We start from the raw sequence: 16,383 nt of genomic DNA, 5'->3' as shown, positions 1-16,383 counted from the left end.
AATGAAAACTTCAATAGGAATAAAAAATGAAAACTTGGCGAAAGTCGCTGAGGTATTGGTTCAGACACTAGCAGATGAATTTGTGCTCTACACCAAAACAAAAAAAGCCCACTGGAACATAGAAGGAGCAGATTTCTACAACAAACATCTGTTTTTTGAGGCTCAATACGGGCAGCTGGATGAGATTATCGATAATCTTGCCGAAAGAATCAGAACATTGGGGCATTATGCGCCGGCTACGTTAAGAGAATATCTTGCCCTGACTCATTTGTCTGAGCATCACTTGGAATCCAATGACAGCCTCACCTATATGAAAGAACTTCTTTCTGATCATGAAAGTATTTTGATTCACCTTCGTGAACATATAGAAAACTTTGCCGTTGAATTTCATGATGCAGGAACCAGCGATTATATCACCGGATTATTGGAAACTCACGAAAAAATGGCTTGGATGCTGCGTTCACATTTAAAATAAAAAAGGATGGAAATAAAGAATAATATAGGCTTTGTCACCTTACTTTTAACCATGATCGCGGGATATTGTGATACCGTGACTTTTGTATCGGCGGATGCTGTTTTTTCAGCGCACGTTACGGGAAACTTTATTGTATTTGCCTATCAGTTGGTGAAAGGTTCCGATGTTCACGCATGGGTAAAGCTGCTTACTTTTCCCGTATTTATCCTGGCGGTCATCACAGGAGGGCGGATTGCTTACAGGGTGACGAATCACTATACCATTCTGTTTTGCGAAGGACTTTTGCTATTATTAAGCGGAATTACTGTAGCCATACTGAGCTATGCCGGTATTTTTACAGAATGGATGATGTATGCCGTTGCTATGGTCGCTGTTTTTGCGATGGGACTGCAGAATGCTTTCGGAAAATTATATGCTAAAGAAACGCACGGGCCCACTACGATGATGACCGGAAATGTCACCCAGGCATCTTTAGACGTTGGAAATTTAATGAAAAACGGTTTTAATGATGTGGATGCCCTGGCCAGTTTAAAAAAACAACTGGTTACTATTTTAGGTTTTTTGACCGGATGTTTTTTAGGGGCTTTTGCAGGGAAACAGTTCGGGCTAGTAACACTGGCTTTACCGGGGTTGGCAATGATCATCTGCTATCTTTATCACCGTAAAATTTAGTCTGTAAAGACTGGTAAATAATTGGAGAATGAATTATCTTTAAAAAATGAATTTTACCCTTTATTTTATTAATAAAAATCCACTAAAGATATTTTATTTTTCATTGGTTTTACTGTTTTTAAGTATCTCATTAAGAGCTCAGACCAGGGAAAATCCTGTACTGCTGAGAAAGCAGATCTCTACTTCAAAGAATGATAGGCAGAAAACAGCTTTATTGCTGAGATTGAGCGATTTTTATATAACCAAACAGGGAGAAGTGAAAAAAGATCTCGACAGTGCGGCCATCCTTAACAGGGAAGCAAACCTGCTGAGTATAAAAACCGGAGATAAGCTGAACAAAGGAAAATCAATGTTTCTGGAGGCAAAGATCGATAAAGAAAGAGGAAATAAAACGGCTGCCTTCTCAAAAATGAAACAGGCTGTCAATTATTTTGAAACCCATAAAATGACCGAACAGGCAGGAGAAGGATACGAAGAGCTTTCTTTTATGTATGATAATGATCCCAAAAATATGGATATCAAAATAAAGCTTAAAGAAAAGGCTCTTATGCTTTATAAAAATTCAGGAGCAAAACTGAAGCAGGGTTCTGCTTTAAAAGATCTGGGCGAGCTGTATAACATAATGGAAAATCCGGATAAGTCGATACCATTGCTTAAAGAAGCTTTATCTGTTTATCAATCGGTTAAATTTAAAGAATTGCAGGGTGTTTATAATTTCCTTTCTCAGGCTGAAGTTCAGAAAGCAGATTACGAGGAGGCTTTACGTTACGGGCTTTTAGCTGAAAAAACAGCCGAGAGCCTTGATGATAATTCTTTGCAGATGAGCTCCATATGCAACCATGTAGGAATGGTTTATTATTATCTGAGGCAAAATGACGATGCCATGAAATATTGGAAAAAAGCATTAGCCATTGCAAAAAAAAGCAATGATAATTCATACATACGTACTGTAGCCAACAATATCTCTACCATGTTGATCAGACAAAAGAAATTTGAGGAAGCGATTGCCATGATAAAAGAATATAAAGCCCGGTATCCCATTACAGATCAGGAATTTGAAATGACAGAAAATTATATTCTCTTCAGTACGTATACCATTCTTAAAAAGTTCAGTAATGCTGAAATGTATTATAAGATACTGGTGGATTATTATGGTGAAAACGGAGGGAAGAATAACAAGCAGATTTCACTGTTGAGAAGCTTTGTTTTTTATCATTACCAGACCGGGAATTATAATGCCATGTATCGTGAGGCAAAGCTTTTTGATTCAATCGCTAAAAAAAACGGGAATGATATGCTGCGTTCTGAAAATCATTTGATTTGGTTTAAAGCAGATTCTGCCCGGGGAAAATATCTTGACGCAATTGAACATTACCAGCTGTATAAGAAACTCTCCGATTCTGTTTTTAACGGCGAAAAAAGCAAGCAGATCAACAGCCTGAAAATCCAGTTTGAAACAGATCAGAAAGATAAAAACATCCAATTGCTTACCCAGAAAGGAAAAGTTCAGGAAATTCAGATTACCAATGATACTTTTGTAAAGTACATTTTTATAGGAAGCATTCTGGTGCTGATTATTTTTGCAGCCTTGCTTTACAACCGGTCAAGACTGAAAAGTAATGCCAATAAAACGCTTGAGCTGAAACGTAAGCAGATCGATGAACAGAATGAGCAGCTGAAAAAACTGCTTTCCGAAAAAGAATGGCTGCTGAAGGAAATTCATCACAGGGTAAAGAACAACCTGCAGATAGTGATCAGCCTTTTGAACACACAGTCAGCGTATCTGGAAAATGAAGATGCTTTAATGGCCATTCAGAACAGCCAGCACAGGATGCACGCCATGTCTTTGATTCATCAGAAACTGTATCAGTCAGATAATCTGTCAATGATAGATATGTCGTGGTATATTTATGAGTTGATCAATTACATCAGGGAATGCTATTCATCAGAAAAGAAGGTTAGCTTTACGATGGATATTGACAAGGTTTTTCTGGACGTTTCGCAGGCTGTACCCATGGGACTCATTGTCAACGAAGCGATCAATAATACCGTTAAATATGCATTTCCTGAAAACCGGAAAGGAGAGGTTATCGTCACTTTTAAAAGTACCGGAAAAGACGATTTCGAATTGATTGTTTCCGACAACGGAGTAGGGCTTCCGGAAGATTTTAACATTGATGAAAGCGAATCCCTAGGCATGAATCTCATGAGAGGATTAACTGACCAGCTCGACGGAACTTTTCTCCTGGAAAATAAAAATGGTTTAAAGATCATCATCACATTTAGGAAAAAAACAGAAATTGATATTTCAAAATAAGACGTTGAAATTTAAATCAGAATGAAAGAAAAAATTTTAATTGTAGAAGACGAATTCATCGTGGCCAATGATCTAAAGATCATGCTGATAAAAGCAGGTTACCAGATCACCGGAATTGCCTCTTCGGTAGTTCAGGCCAGGAAATTAATTGCAGAAAATAAACCCAATTGGGTCCTTCTTGATATTATGCTCAAAGGCGATCTTACAGGAATAGATCTTGCCTGGGAGTTGCGTGAAATCAACCTGCCATTTCTATATATTTCGGCTAATACCAACCAGTCAACGCTGGAAGCGGTAAAAGAAACCCAGCCTTATGGATTTATGGTAAAACCTTTCCGGGAGCGGGATTTGATCGTTATGCTTGATATTGCCAAATACCGTTTCGGTATTGAGGAAGGAGGCGGGTTTGTGAAAACCAGTGATCATGGTATCATTGAAGGAATTATCGGAAAAAGCAATTCCCTCCAGGATGTTATTGAAAAAATAAGAGTGGTTGCACCTACCCATACTTCCGTACTTGTGGTGGGAGAAAGCGGAACCGGAAAAGAAAAAGTAGCCCATTCTGTACACGAACTTTCAGAACGAAAGGATCAGCCTATTGTGGTGGTGAACTGTGCAGCATTGCCTCATTCTCTCATTGAATCTGAACTTTTCGGTCATGAGAAAGGAAGCTTTACAGGAGCCAATGCCATGAGAATCGGGAAGTTTGAACAGGCAGACGGAGGAACTATTTTCCTGGATGAAATCGGTGAATTACCCTTAGACTCACAGGTAAAACTTCTGCGTGTGCTTCAGGAAAAAGAAATCGAAAGATTGGGTGGAAATAAAACCATTAAAGTCAATGTCAGGATTGTTGCAGCAACCAACAGGTCTTTAGAAAAAGAAGTGGCGGAAGGAAGATTCAGGCTGGATTTATATTACCGGTTAAATGTTTTCCCCATAGAACTGCCGCCATTAAGAGAACGAAAAGAAGATATTGAATTGCTAGCTCATTTTTTCCTGACCAAATATGCATCAGCTTCAAGACGAAATATTACTTCGATAAGTGCAAAAGCTTTAGATCAGCTGCATAATTACAACTGGCCGGGAAATATAAGAGAATTGGGGCATCTTATAGAAAGAAGTGTTCTCCTGGCAAAAACAGCAGAAATTGAAAATTTTGACCTTCCCAATATCATAGAAAAGCTTTCTGATCAACCTCAGGGCCAGTTAAAATCGATGGAGGAAATGGAAAGAGATCATATTCTGAATGCCCTGCAAAATTCCGGCGGGAAAGTTTCCGGAATAGGAGGAGCTGCTGAATTACTGAAAATGCAGCCTCAAACACTTTATTCTAAAATGAAGAAGCTGGGAATTGATAAGGGGTATAAATAAACCTGAACAAAGAAAAATAATTTACACATTTAATCTTGTTGAAGTCACTTATGGATAAGTGAAGCATTTTTCATGCAATTTTCAACCTAATTAAGCTTAAAAAAATGACCAACAATATGGAAAAAGAAACCGTCAGAATAGAAGGGTTCAGTGATGCTGTTTTTGCGATTGCCGTAACACTGCTGGTTTTGGATCTTCACTTACCGGAAGAACACGTAATAAAAAACGGAAATGATCTTTTCACCTTCATAAAGAGTCAATGGCCTGTATTTTTAGCCTTTATCCTTTCTTTTTTCAGCATTTTTATAATGTGGGTGAACCATCATAAGATTTTCAAACAAATCTACAGCCGTAATTCGGCTATTATGTTTGCCAACGGACTGATTCTCTTTTTAGTTTCTGCAGTTTCTTATCCTACCGCTTTGCTGGCCAGATATTTCAATGGAGAGGCATCTTCTATGGTTGTAGCCATATATACGGGAATTTTTGTTCTGATCAATTTTGCCTATAATTTATTATGGTTTGTAGCCAGTCGTAATAAGAAGCTTTTGCGTCCGGGAATTACGGATGCTGCGATTAAAAAAATCCGCAATAATTACCTTTATGGTTTTCCCATCTATCTCATTGCATTGATGTTCTCTTTTTGGATTCCTGCGGTTTCCTTACTAATGATTTTAGGCTTGTGGATCTTCTGGGCTTTATCTTCAGGAAAAATTGAGATGGATATGAAGGAATCAGAATGATTAACGGCTTTACGGTAATTTTAAGTTTCATTGCTCTCATTAAAATAATGCCCTTTCTGTATTCCTAGTTTTTGCATTTTTGAAATCAATGTGGTAGCCGGTAACCCTAATAATAAAGCCGCTCCCTGTGGTCCAAAAATTCGTCCCTTACATTTTTCAACGGTCTTTAGGATATGTTCTTTTTCCACCTGGTGTAATGTTTTAATCTGAAAATCCTGATCAGCTGTTTTTTGTTCGAAAATCTCCGGTAAATCCATTTCTCTGATCGTGCTGTCTTTTGCCGTAAGAATACTTCTTTCGATCATGTTTTCGAGCTCACGGATATTTCCCGGCCATGCATTTTCACTCATTGCATGGATTACCTTTTGAGAGAATCCACTGATCTTTTTACCTGTTTTCAGGTTGATTTTTTTTAGAAAATAATCGGCCAGTAACGGGATGTCTTCTTTTCTGTCCCGCAATGCAGGCAAATGAATGGGGAAAACATTAAGACGATAGAACAGATCACTCCTGAATCTCCCTTCAGTAACCTCTTTTTCCAGAATCCGGTTGGTGGCAGCAATAATTCTGACATTAACTTTAATGGTGTTATTCCCGCCGATTCTTTCAATCTCTCTCTCCTGTAAAACTCTCAGTAATCTTCCCTGAAGAGCTAAAGGCAGCTCTCCAATTTCATCCAGGAAAATAGTGCTGTTATTAGCCTGTTCAAATTTTCCTTTGCGTTGTTCCGTAGCACCCGTAAAACTGCCTTTCTCATGACCGAAAAGTTCACTTTCTATAAGATTAGCAGGAATGGATGCACAGTTAATCCTGATCATTGAGTGATGAGACGAAGAGGAGAGCTCATGAATAGCCTGGGCTATCAGCTCTTTTCCCGTTCCGGTCTCGCCATAGATGATCACACTGGATAATGAAGAGGCTACCTGGGAGATTTGTTGATAAATATGCTGCATGGCTTCACTATTTCCAATGATTCCGTTAAACCCTTCTTGATTTCTTGCCTCATCTTTTCTGACAGGCTTTATATCTTTTTGAGAATCGGGTGCTGAAGTATGAGTAGTCTCCAGCATTTCCGAGAACAGAATGTTTCTGATGGTAATTGACACCTGCGTAGAGATGCCTCCCAATAACCTTTCTAGCCGGCCATTGAATTCAGTAAAATTTTTATACAAAAGGAAAATCACGTTTTTATGATCTCCTACAGATGGTAAGCAAAATCCCACTGCCATATGCATTCCCAGTTTTTTTGCAAGGGTAAAATACGGTACTGATGTTTTCCTTTCAGAGAAATCCTTAAGGTAAAAAGTAACAGGTTCCGGCGATTGCATGCATTGCTCAAAACAAATATCCGGTGAATCGGAAGGGCTATCATCATACGCTCCGGTAATTAAAGAGCTGTAAAAAATCTGCTGCTTATGGTCCCTTGCTGTAAGGATCATAATGTCATCATATAGAAATTCATTTTTAAAGGATTGATTTAAAGCAATACTAAAATGTTTTTTATCTAAAACTTTGGCAAAGGCAGTATTAATAGATGAAATCGCCAGATGATCCTTCTGCATTTCCTGAAGTCGGGCCCTCATGACATCAACATTTTGATCAGACTGTTTATTCATAAAGATCTATTGATTGAAAGGATAAAGATAGAGAAAACAGTACTATTTTGGAATAGAATAGAATAATTAATAATGCTTTTTTAAGCACAGGTTTTTTTATGAAAAGTTTATCTCTGTAAATCTTTTTAAAGTAAATCATCTGTACGTTTTTTATAAAGGATCATGAAAACCCTTTTTAAACCTCCTGAAAAGTTTAGAAATTTCCTAATTGTGTATAGAAAAATCCTATGATATGATAACTTTTCACCTCTTAGGGTAAATAATTGTAAAAAACACACGTCTTAATTATATGAGTTTAAATAGAAAATGGACGTTTTTCTTATAACTTTTTTAAAAAATATCAATAAAATTTAAAATTTTCTTATCATAAATTAGATAAAAATAAATATTAATTTTTTAAGTGTCAATTTAACATTTAAATAGCTATATATTAAGGTATTCTGAAATAATAATCATAAAATTAATGATAACCTTATCATAATTTTTACATCATTCTTATCATAAAAAAATGATATATAATCTATTGATATATAGCATGTAATGTAGATTTTATTTTTTTTTCTCAATTGAATTTTTATATTTGTGATGTTACGCTAATGTTAATAAAAGATGAACCAGGATTTTATTCATACCTATGTTTCTGTTGATTGTGTAGTATTTGGATTTGACCATGACAACAGACTCAATATCTTACTTGTGCAACGTCATGTAGACGATGTACCAGTGGATAGGCAAAGAAAATTGCCGGGGAGCTTGATTTTCAGTAATGAAGATGTGGATGATGCAGCCCATAGGGTTCTTCATGAGTTAACAGGAATAAAAAAAATGGTTCTCAAGCAGTTCAAATGCTTTGCTGATCCATTTCGCGCAAGCAATCAGATTGATATCAAGTGGATGGGAACCGAGTATATGCATAATATTGACAGGATTATTACGGTGGCCTATCTTTCTCTATGTAAAATCGATCATAAAATTAACAGCACCAAATATGAAACAGTCGACTGGTATCCTGTAGATCAGGTGCCTGCATTACCCTTTGATCATAATAAGATCATTAATGAATCTTTAACAGAAATAAGAAGGTGGATTGAGACCGATTTTTCTATTATTTTTGAATTGCTGCCGAAAAAATTTACCATAAGACAGCTGTACCAGCTGTACAGCGCTTTAAGTGAAAAACAGATCGATATCAAGAATTTTCATAAAAAAATTTCATCATTTAATTATATCATTCCTTTAGAAGAGATAGAGCAAAACGTATCGCACCGGGCAGCAAGATACTATCGGTTTGATGCCAAGATCTATAAGAAAAACAACACTAAACTAATTAAATAAATCCCCTTTTCAAATTATGTATTTGCTAGGATATGACATAGGCAGTTCTTCTGTTAAAGTTTGTCTCATTGAGGCATCCAGTGGAAAAATTATTGCATCAGACTTTTCTCCAAAAAAGGAAATGAAAATCATGGCAGTCAACCCAGGCTGGGCAGAACAGAACCCTGCGGAATGGTGGCTGAACCTAAAGCTGGCACATGAATCTGTGATGCATGAATCCGGAATCAATCCTGAAGATATTAAAGGCATTGGTATTACCTGGCAGATGCATGGACTGATCCTGGTCGATAAAGACCAGAATTTGCTTCGTCCTTCGATTATCTGGTGTGACAGCCGTGCTGTACCTTATGGTGAAAAAGCTTTTCAGGAAATTGGAACTGAGAAATGTTTATCTCATCTTCTTAATTCTCCCGGAAATTTCACAGCATCAAAACTAGCTTGGGTAAAGGAAAATGAACCTGAAATTTTTGAAAAGATTGATAAAATAATGCTGCCGGGAGATTATATTGCCATGAGACTTTCCGGTGAAATAGGGATGACGATTGAAGGACTTTCTGAAGGCATATTCTGGGACTTTAAAAACAACTGTATTTCTGAGGACGTGATTAATTATTATGGAATTCCTAAGAGCTTTTTTCCTGAAATCATTCCTACTTTCGGTATCCAGTCGACGGTTTCTGCAGCGGCAGCTCAGGAATTAGGACTAAAAGAAGGAACCCCAATTTCGTACAGGGCAGGAGACCAACCCAATAATGCGCTCTCTCTGAATGTTTTCAATCCCGGAGAAATTGCTTCAACAGCAGGCACTTCGGGAGTGGTATATGGAGTACTGGATAAATTGGAATATGATACCCTGTCACGGGTAAATACATTTGCCCATGTCAACTACAGTCCTGAGCAAACCAGATTGGGAGTTTTGCTGTGTATTAACGGAACAGGAATTTTAAATTCCTGGCTAAAGCACAATTTTGCAACCTCACTGTCTTCCTATGGTGATATGAATGATCTGGCATCGCTTTCCCCGATAGGATCAAAAGGATTAAGCATCATCCCTTTTGGAAACGGGGCAGAAAGAGTTTTGGAAAACAAAGATACCAGCTGTTCTATGCACGGGATTAATTTCAACATTCATACAAAAGGAGATATTCTGCGTGCGGCACAGGAAGGAATTGTCTTTTCATATGAATATGGAATGGATATTATGAGAAATATGGGAATGGACATCCAGGTGATCCGGGCAGGCAACGCCAATATGTTTTTAAGTTCAATTTTCCGGCAGTCGCTTGCCAGTGTGAGCAATGCAGTGATTGAGCTTTACGACACAGACGGAGCGGTAGGAGCTGCCAGAGCCGCCGGAATGGGAATCGGTTTTTATGCAGATTCAAAAGAGGCATTTTCGTCCCTCGAAAAAATAGCAGTTATAGAACCTGAAACAGAAAAAAGAGAACAATATTTAGAAGCATATTCAAGGTGGAAACAGCATCTTAACGAAATCATCTAATCATCCTGCAACGAAGCTATTCATTGTACCTGCGGACCTATTAAATCAGCAGGCAGGGGATTCTTATATTAAATTGTAAAGAACAAACTAAAATAAAATCAAATAATATGAACATTTTAACAGAAACAAAAGCATTTTTTCCAGGTATTGAAAACATCAGATTCGAAGGTAAAGAAAGTAGAAACCCTATGGCATTCCGTTATTATGATGCAGATAGGATCGTGATGGGAAAGCCGATGAAAGAATGGATGCGTTTTGCAATGGCATGGTGGCATACCCTGTGTGCAGACGGAAGCGATCCATTTGGAGGAGCAACGATCCACCATCCTTGGGATATCGGTAATGATGCGGTTTCAAGAGCTAAACATAAAATGGATGCAGGTTTTGAATTCATGTCTAAAATAGGATTTCAATATTACTGTTTCCATGATGTAGACTTGGTTGCTCCGGCAGATAACTGGAAAGACTATGAAAAGAACCTTCAGGCTGTTGTGGAATATGCCAAAGAAAAGCAAAAAGAATCAGGGATCAAGCTTCTGTGGGGAACTGCCAATGTTTTCACGCATGAAAGATACATGAACGGAGCTTCTACCAATCCAAATTTTGATGTGGTAGCCTGTGCAGGAACTCAGGTGAAAAATTCTATTGATGCAACGATTGCTCTTGGTGGTGAAAACTATGTGTTCTGGGGTGGCAGAGAAGGTTATATGAGTCTGCTGAATACTGAAATGAAAAGAGAAAAAGACCACTTGGCCCGTTTTCTTTCTATGTCCCGTGATTATGCCCGTAGTCAAGGCTTCAAGGGAACATTCCTTATTGAGCCAAAACCAATGGAGCCAACTAAACATCAGTACGATTACGATTCTGAAACAGTGATTGGCTTCCTGAGACATTACGGTTTAGACAAAGATTTTAAACTTAATATTGAAGTTAATCATGCTACCCTGGCGGGGCATACCTTCGAGCATGAGCTTCAGGTAGCAGTTGACGCAGGATTATTGGGAAGTATTGATGCCAATAGGGGAGATTACCAAAACGGATGGGATACAGACCAGTTCCCTGTGGATTATCGTGACCTGGCTCAGGCTTGGTTGGTACTTCTTCCTGCAGGAGGATTAGGAAATGGCGGAGTTAATTTTGATGCGAAAATCAGAAGAAATTCTACCGATCCGGAAGATTTATTTATCTCCCATATTTCTGGAATGGATGTTTTTGCCAAAGGATTATTAGTTGCTGCAGATATACTGGAAAACTCTGATTATAAAAAATTACGGACAGAGCGCTATGCTTCTTTTGACAGCGGTAACGGAAAAGCTTTCGAAGAAGGGAATCTTACACTGGAAGACCTTCAGAGAATTGCTCATGAGGTGGGTGAACCCCAGACCAAAAGCGGAAAACAGGAATTGTTTGAAGCAATCGTGAACATGTATATCTAATAATTATAGAAGGCTTTCATTATAACACTAAGGATTTATTAACAGCCTTTCTATTTATGTAATATTAAAAATAATAATTATGAACAGATTTCATTTTGCTAAAACCAACAGGGCTGCGATATTTTTCGCCATGGCGCTGTTACCGTCAAGCTTAGCTTATTCTCAAAGTAAAAAAGATACTGTTGCCAAAGAAAATAAGATAGAAGAAGTTATTGTAATCGGATACGGTACACAGAAAAAAGAAGCGGTTACCGGATCCGTATCATCCCTGGGTGGCACTGCTCTCAAAGAAGTTCCTTCGGCCAATATAACCGATGCAATCCAAGGACGTCTTCCGGGAGTTGATATTGGCAGAACTTCTACAAAACCCGGCGCTGTACAACAGATCCGTATTAGGGGAGAACGTTCGTTAACCGGTTCCAACGATCCTTTGATTGTATTGGATGGAATTCCTTTTGTGGGCTCTCTGGGTGATATCAGTCCATCAGATATTAAAAGCTTGGATATTCTTAAAGATGCTTCTGCCACAGCGATTTATGGATCACGTGGTGCAAACGGAGTCATTTTAATAACAACAAACAGAGGATCAAAAGGTCAGAAAGCAAGATTTACCTATAACGGATATACCGGATTTCAGACTATTTTCTCTAAATATCCGGTGATGGATGGGCCTAAGTTTGCCAAATTACGTGCTGATGCCAAAATGTTCACCAACGCGCAAGATGAATTCAATGATATAAATACAGACTGGCAGGATAAATATTACGGTGTGGGACTGATGATGAACCACGATATAGGGGTTGCAGGAGGAAGCGAAAAAGGGAATTACAATTTTGGTGTCGCGTATTTTCAGCAAAATGGAGTTGTCCCTTTGCAAAGTTATAAAAGACTTTCTATTAGGGGTTCCTTAGATCAGGAAGTAAGTAAGTTCATAAAAATAGGCTTCTCTACCAACTCAAACTTTTCTATCAATGACTTCAATGGTGTTAGCGGTGCTCCTATGTTAGGGTATTCACCATTGGTTAGTCCCTATAAGGCTGATGGAAGTCCTAAGACCGTCATGTATAGTGCCATTGATCAGACTGCTCTCCAGACCAGAGGTATTCTTGAAAATTTAGGCGACGCCTATGCTGACCGTACCAATGCTTTTAGTTCATACAATAACCTTTATGGAGAATTAAAAATACCAGGAGTTGAAGGTCTTAAATACAGGCTTAATGTCGGTCTTACCTACAGAAATTCAAATAGCGGAACCTATACAGGAACCGGTATACTCAATGTAAATCCTGCTACTGAATCTTCGGCTGGAATCGGAAACTCGTTGACGACGCAGTGGGTTTTGGAAAATATCCTGTCTTATGACCGAACTTTTGGTAAACACAAAATTAGTGCAACGGCATTATATTCTGCGGAACAGACCAAATATAACAGCTCTTACATATCAGCGAGAGATGTTCCTATCGATGCCTTTCAATACTTTAATTTAGGCCATGCACAAGGTGAGGTTACTATTGATCCCAATAATCAGGGATATTATAAAAGAGGTCTTATGTCTTTCATGGGAAGAGCATTATATCAATATGATAACCGATATATGCTTACGGCTACTATCCGTTCAGACGGAGCGTCAGTTTTAGCGAAAGGGCATCAGTGGCATACCTATCCTGCAATCTCTGTGGGTTGGAATATTGCCAATGAGAGCTTCCTTAAAGATTCAAAATATATCAATGCGCTTAAGCTGAGAGCTGGTTTTGGACAGACTTCCAACCAGTCTGTAGGGCCATACACCACTTTTGGGAGTTTAAGTACTGTGCCATATAATTTTGGAAATGAATTTGTCATCGGGAATTATGTAAATACAGCCTCAAATGCAAATTTGGGCTGGGAGTTTTCAAAAACCTGGAATTATGGATTAGATTTTACTTTATTCAACAGAATCATCAGCGGTACCGTAGAATATTATGTTACGAAGACAGAACAGTTATTGTTAAGTAAAGGGTTGCCTTCATCCAGCGGTTTGGGATCTGTGACCGAGAACGTGGGAGCATCAGAGAATAAAGGTTTCGAAATATCTCTTAATGGTTCTATTTTCAATAATCCTGATGGGTTTAGCTGGGAAGTTGGTGGTAATTTATATGCTAACAGAAATAAAATTACAGCATTAGCTTCCGGGACTGACAGAAACGAGGGGAATTTATGGTTTGTTGGTCATAATATCAACGCATTATATGATTACCAGTATATAGGTTTGTGGCAGCATGGAGATCCTTATTTGAGCGTATTGGAACCTGGAGGAAATGTGGGAATGATCAAAGTTTTATATACAGGTGGATACAATGCAGACGGAACTCCGACCAGAGCTATCGGGCCGGCTGACAGACAGATTATCGATACCAATCCGGATTTTATGGGTGGTTTCAATACAAGATTAGCATATAAAAATATTGATCTTAGTGTAGTAGGAGCATTTCAGAAGGGTGGAGTATTAATCAGTACACTATACGGCTCTTCAGGATATCTCAACAGATTATCGGGAAGAGGAAATAACGTAGATGTTGATTACTGGACTGAAGAAAATCCAGACGTGCGCTATCCGAAACCAGGTGGAATGATGAGCGGAGATAATCCGAAATACGGTTCAACTTTAGGTTTATTTGATGGCTCATACGTAAAAATAAGAACCATCACATTAGGGTACAATTTTAATAAAAATACCCTGGATGATTTAGGCGTAAGCAGTCTGAGACTGTATGTGACAGTACAGAATCCATTTGTTTTCGGTTCTCCTTATTACAGAGAATCAGGGATGGATCCTGAACCGAATTCAAGAGGGAATGAAAATCAGGCTGTAAACTCATACAAAAGCAATCAGCTGGTAATTGGTACGAATAATCCTTCTACAAGAAACTATATGATGGGGCTAAATCTAACCTTTTAAAAGAAAAAATCATGATCAATTTAAATAAAAAATTTATCGCTGCTCTGTTTTTAGCATCATTAACATTCAGTACAGGATGTAATGAGATATTGGATGAACAGCCAAGAGGTATTTATACACCGGAAGATTTTACTACAGAAAGAGGAATTACACAGGGGGTTACGTCTTTGTATAGACAAATGAGAATGCTGTATGGAAACGGCTATTTCTTAAATTCTACCATGACGGGTACTGATGAGGCAACCTGGGGCAAAGATGCAGACGGCAATTTTAAAGCTATGGATATGTCCAATAACGGGAATATTGACAGTTCAACTTTCCCAACAAGTATGGTTTGGGGATCTGTTTTTCCTGCCATCAATTCTGCAAATGGGGTTATACAAAATGGTCCGTTAATTAATGTATCCGAATCACTGATTTCAGAAGCAAGATTTTTCAGATCATTTTATTATTTCTTACTCGTTCAGACCTACGGTGGCGCACCACTAGATTTGGGTTCAGGAGAACTGGCCTTCAACATTTCGCCAACCACCACTTCAGTTAGAAATACGGTTTCAGAAGTTTATACAAAAGCCATTTTCCCTGATTTGATCAAAGCCATTGAAAACCTTCCTGCAAGCCCAAGAGTGACCGGCGGTGTTACTAAAAATGTTGCGAGATTATATCTTTCAAAAGCCTACTTAACGTATGCATGGTGGCTGCAAAATCCAAACAGCGTTCCAACCTATCCGGAGGCATCAAGAACAGATCCTGATGGCCATAATGCACAATGGTACTTTCAAAAAGCTTATGATATTGCATTAGACGGGATCAACAGTCCCGGCCCGTATGCTTTACAGCCTACCTATTATAATTTAAATGTGGGATCAAATGATCGTAACAAGGAATGTATGCTGTATGCAGACCATACAGAGACAAGTGCTTATTATAATGAAGGGGTTATCCAGGCAAGTTATGGCGATGGCTGGTCTCCAAATAATTTTGCTGCCTGGATGATGACCTGGAATTATCCTAATATCAGAAGTAGCACTTCCAGCACATCATGGTCTGCTGTCAGTTCGGTACAAAGAGCAGCAGCTCAAGATTTGGGACGTCCCTGGACACGTATGGCTCCTACTATTGAAGTTATTAAAAATACATTTGCAGACAAAACAAATGATTCCAGATATGACGGAACATTCGTGACCACCTACCGTGGTAATTGGGACAAAGCAGGGATGACTCAGACTACCTTGTATAATGCTAATAATCTTCCCGTGCATCCCGGTGATGCCATCTTAACGTTTCTCAATGATGATTCTGTAGTGCCAACGTACTCTTCCAATGCTGGAAATAGTAACATTGGAGCAGGAACGCTTCCGGGAAGGGCAGACTGGGTAGTGGCACCAAATGGGATCAGCAGAGTGGTATATCCTGGTATATGGAAAATAGGAACTTACCGTACAGATAACGGTAACGGTTTAGGATATCCAAATCCAACTTTAACCCGTCCGTTTGTAGCCGCCAAATTTTCAGAATTTTATTTTCTGGCAGCTGAAGCAGCAGTTAAAGGAGCTTCCGGATCTGTCAGCGCCAGAGATCTTATTAATGTAATCAGAGCCAGAGCAGGAAAATGGGTTTGGAGTGTTAGCGGAAATGTTGCAAAAGTACAGGATAACAGTGCTGCAATGATTGCTGCTACACCAAATACCATTACCATAGATTACATTCTGGCAGAAAGATCCCGTGAGTATTATGGCGAAGGATACAGATGGTATGATCTGGTACGCACACAGAAGTGGGAAGAATATGCAGCCACGTATAAAATTGCAGGGACTGCTTATGGAGATCATACTCCTCAGACTGTAACGCGTAATATCCAGAAATTTCATTATCTGAGACCAATCCCTCAGGGACAATTGGATGCTATGGAAGTTTCTGCAGATATTAAGGCTAAATACCAAAATCCTGGTTACAATTAATATTTATAAACATTC

Annotated in this window: 11 protein-coding genes; 10 read left to right on the top strand and 1 reads right to left on the bottom strand. The window is 38.6% G+C overall.

The genetic code is table 11. The annotated features are described in order from the left end of the window. Position 1: 1 nt before the first annotated feature. The 5 genes from ACMGDK_RS04130 (at position 2) to ACMGDK_RS04110 (ending at position 5,581) form a co-directional block, all read left to right on the top strand. On the top strand, positions 2 to 475 hold the full coding sequence (locus ACMGDK_RS04130; protein WP_436806759.1) for a Dps family protein: 474 nt from the start codon (positions 2 to 4) through the stop codon (positions 473 to 475). A 6-nt stretch (positions 476 to 481) separates the two neighbouring features. Then, on the top strand, positions 482 to 1,147 hold the full coding sequence (locus ACMGDK_RS04125; protein ID WP_436806758.1) for a YoaK family protein: 666 nt from the start codon (positions 482 to 484) through the stop codon (positions 1,145 to 1,147). Between the two features lie 46 nt (positions 1,148 to 1,193). Next, the gene (locus ACMGDK_RS04120) at positions 1,194 to 3,464 is read left to right on the top strand and encodes a histidine kinase dimerization/phosphoacceptor domain -containing protein (protein WP_436806757.1); all 2,271 of its coding nucleotides are present in this window, start codon (positions 1,194 to 1,196) and stop codon (positions 3,462 to 3,464) included. A 21-nt stretch (positions 3,465 to 3,485) separates the two neighbouring features. Beyond that, positions 3,486 to 4,838, top strand: coding sequence for a sigma-54-dependent transcriptional regulator (locus ACMGDK_RS04115; protein ID WP_436806756.1), 1,353 nt, complete (start codon positions 3,486 to 3,488; stop codon positions 4,836 to 4,838). 116 nt (positions 4,839 to 4,954) lie between these two features. Beyond that, positions 4,955 to 5,581 carry a TMEM175 family protein gene (locus ACMGDK_RS04110; RefSeq protein ID WP_436806755.1) on the top strand — a complete coding sequence of 209 codons (627 nt, stop codon included), beginning with the start codon at positions 4,955 to 4,957 and terminating at the stop codon, positions 5,579 to 5,581. A 20-nt stretch (positions 5,582 to 5,601) separates the two neighbouring features. Here the strand turns inward: ACMGDK_RS04110 and ACMGDK_RS04105 are convergent, their stop codons facing one another. Beyond that, on the bottom strand, positions 5,602 to 7,197 hold the full coding sequence (locus ACMGDK_RS04105) for a sigma-54 interaction domain-containing protein (RefSeq protein ID WP_436806754.1): 1,596 nt from the start codon (positions 7,195 to 7,197) through the stop codon (positions 5,602 to 5,604). A gap of 609 nt (positions 7,198 to 7,806) precedes the next feature. On the opposite strand from ACMGDK_RS04105, the gene ACMGDK_RS04100 reads away from it, so the two are divergent. The 5 genes from ACMGDK_RS04100 (at position 7,807) to ACMGDK_RS04080 (ending at position 16,368) form a co-directional block, all read left to right on the top strand. Beyond that, positions 7,807 to 8,532 (top strand): NUDIX hydrolase, encoded by a 726-nt coding sequence (locus ACMGDK_RS04100; RefSeq protein WP_111952731.1) that lies wholly within the window; start codon positions 7,807 to 7,809, stop codon positions 8,530 to 8,532. 16 nt (positions 8,533 to 8,548) lie between these two features. Beyond that, positions 8,549 to 10,033, top strand: coding sequence for a xylulokinase (locus ACMGDK_RS04095; protein WP_436806753.1), 1,485 nt, complete (start codon positions 8,549 to 8,551; stop codon positions 10,031 to 10,033). Positions 10,034 to 10,140: 107 nt separating this feature from the next. Further along, on the top strand, positions 10,141 to 11,469 hold the full coding sequence (gene xylA / locus ACMGDK_RS04090) for a xylose isomerase (protein ID WP_436806752.1): 1,329 nt from the start codon (positions 10,141 to 10,143) through the stop codon (positions 11,467 to 11,469). Between the two features lie 79 nt (positions 11,470 to 11,548). After that, positions 11,549 to 14,407 carry a SusC/RagA family TonB-linked outer membrane protein gene (locus ACMGDK_RS04085; protein WP_436806751.1) on the top strand — a complete coding sequence of 953 codons (2,859 nt, stop codon included), beginning with the start codon at positions 11,549 to 11,551 and terminating at the stop codon, positions 14,405 to 14,407. Between the two features lie 11 nt (positions 14,408 to 14,418). Next, positions 14,419 to 16,368, top strand: a complete 1,950-nt coding sequence (locus ACMGDK_RS04080; RefSeq protein WP_436806750.1) for a RagB/SusD family nutrient uptake outer membrane protein — start codon at positions 14,419 to 14,421, stop codon at positions 16,366 to 16,368. Positions 16,369 to 16,383: the final 15 nt, after the last annotated feature.

This window comes from Chryseobacterium hilariae (assembly GCF_051400735.1).
Taxonomy (GTDB): domain Bacteria; phylum Bacteroidota; class Bacteroidia; order Flavobacteriales; family Weeksellaceae; genus Chryseobacterium.
This window is presented reverse-complemented; position numbering and strand designations above follow the sequence as displayed.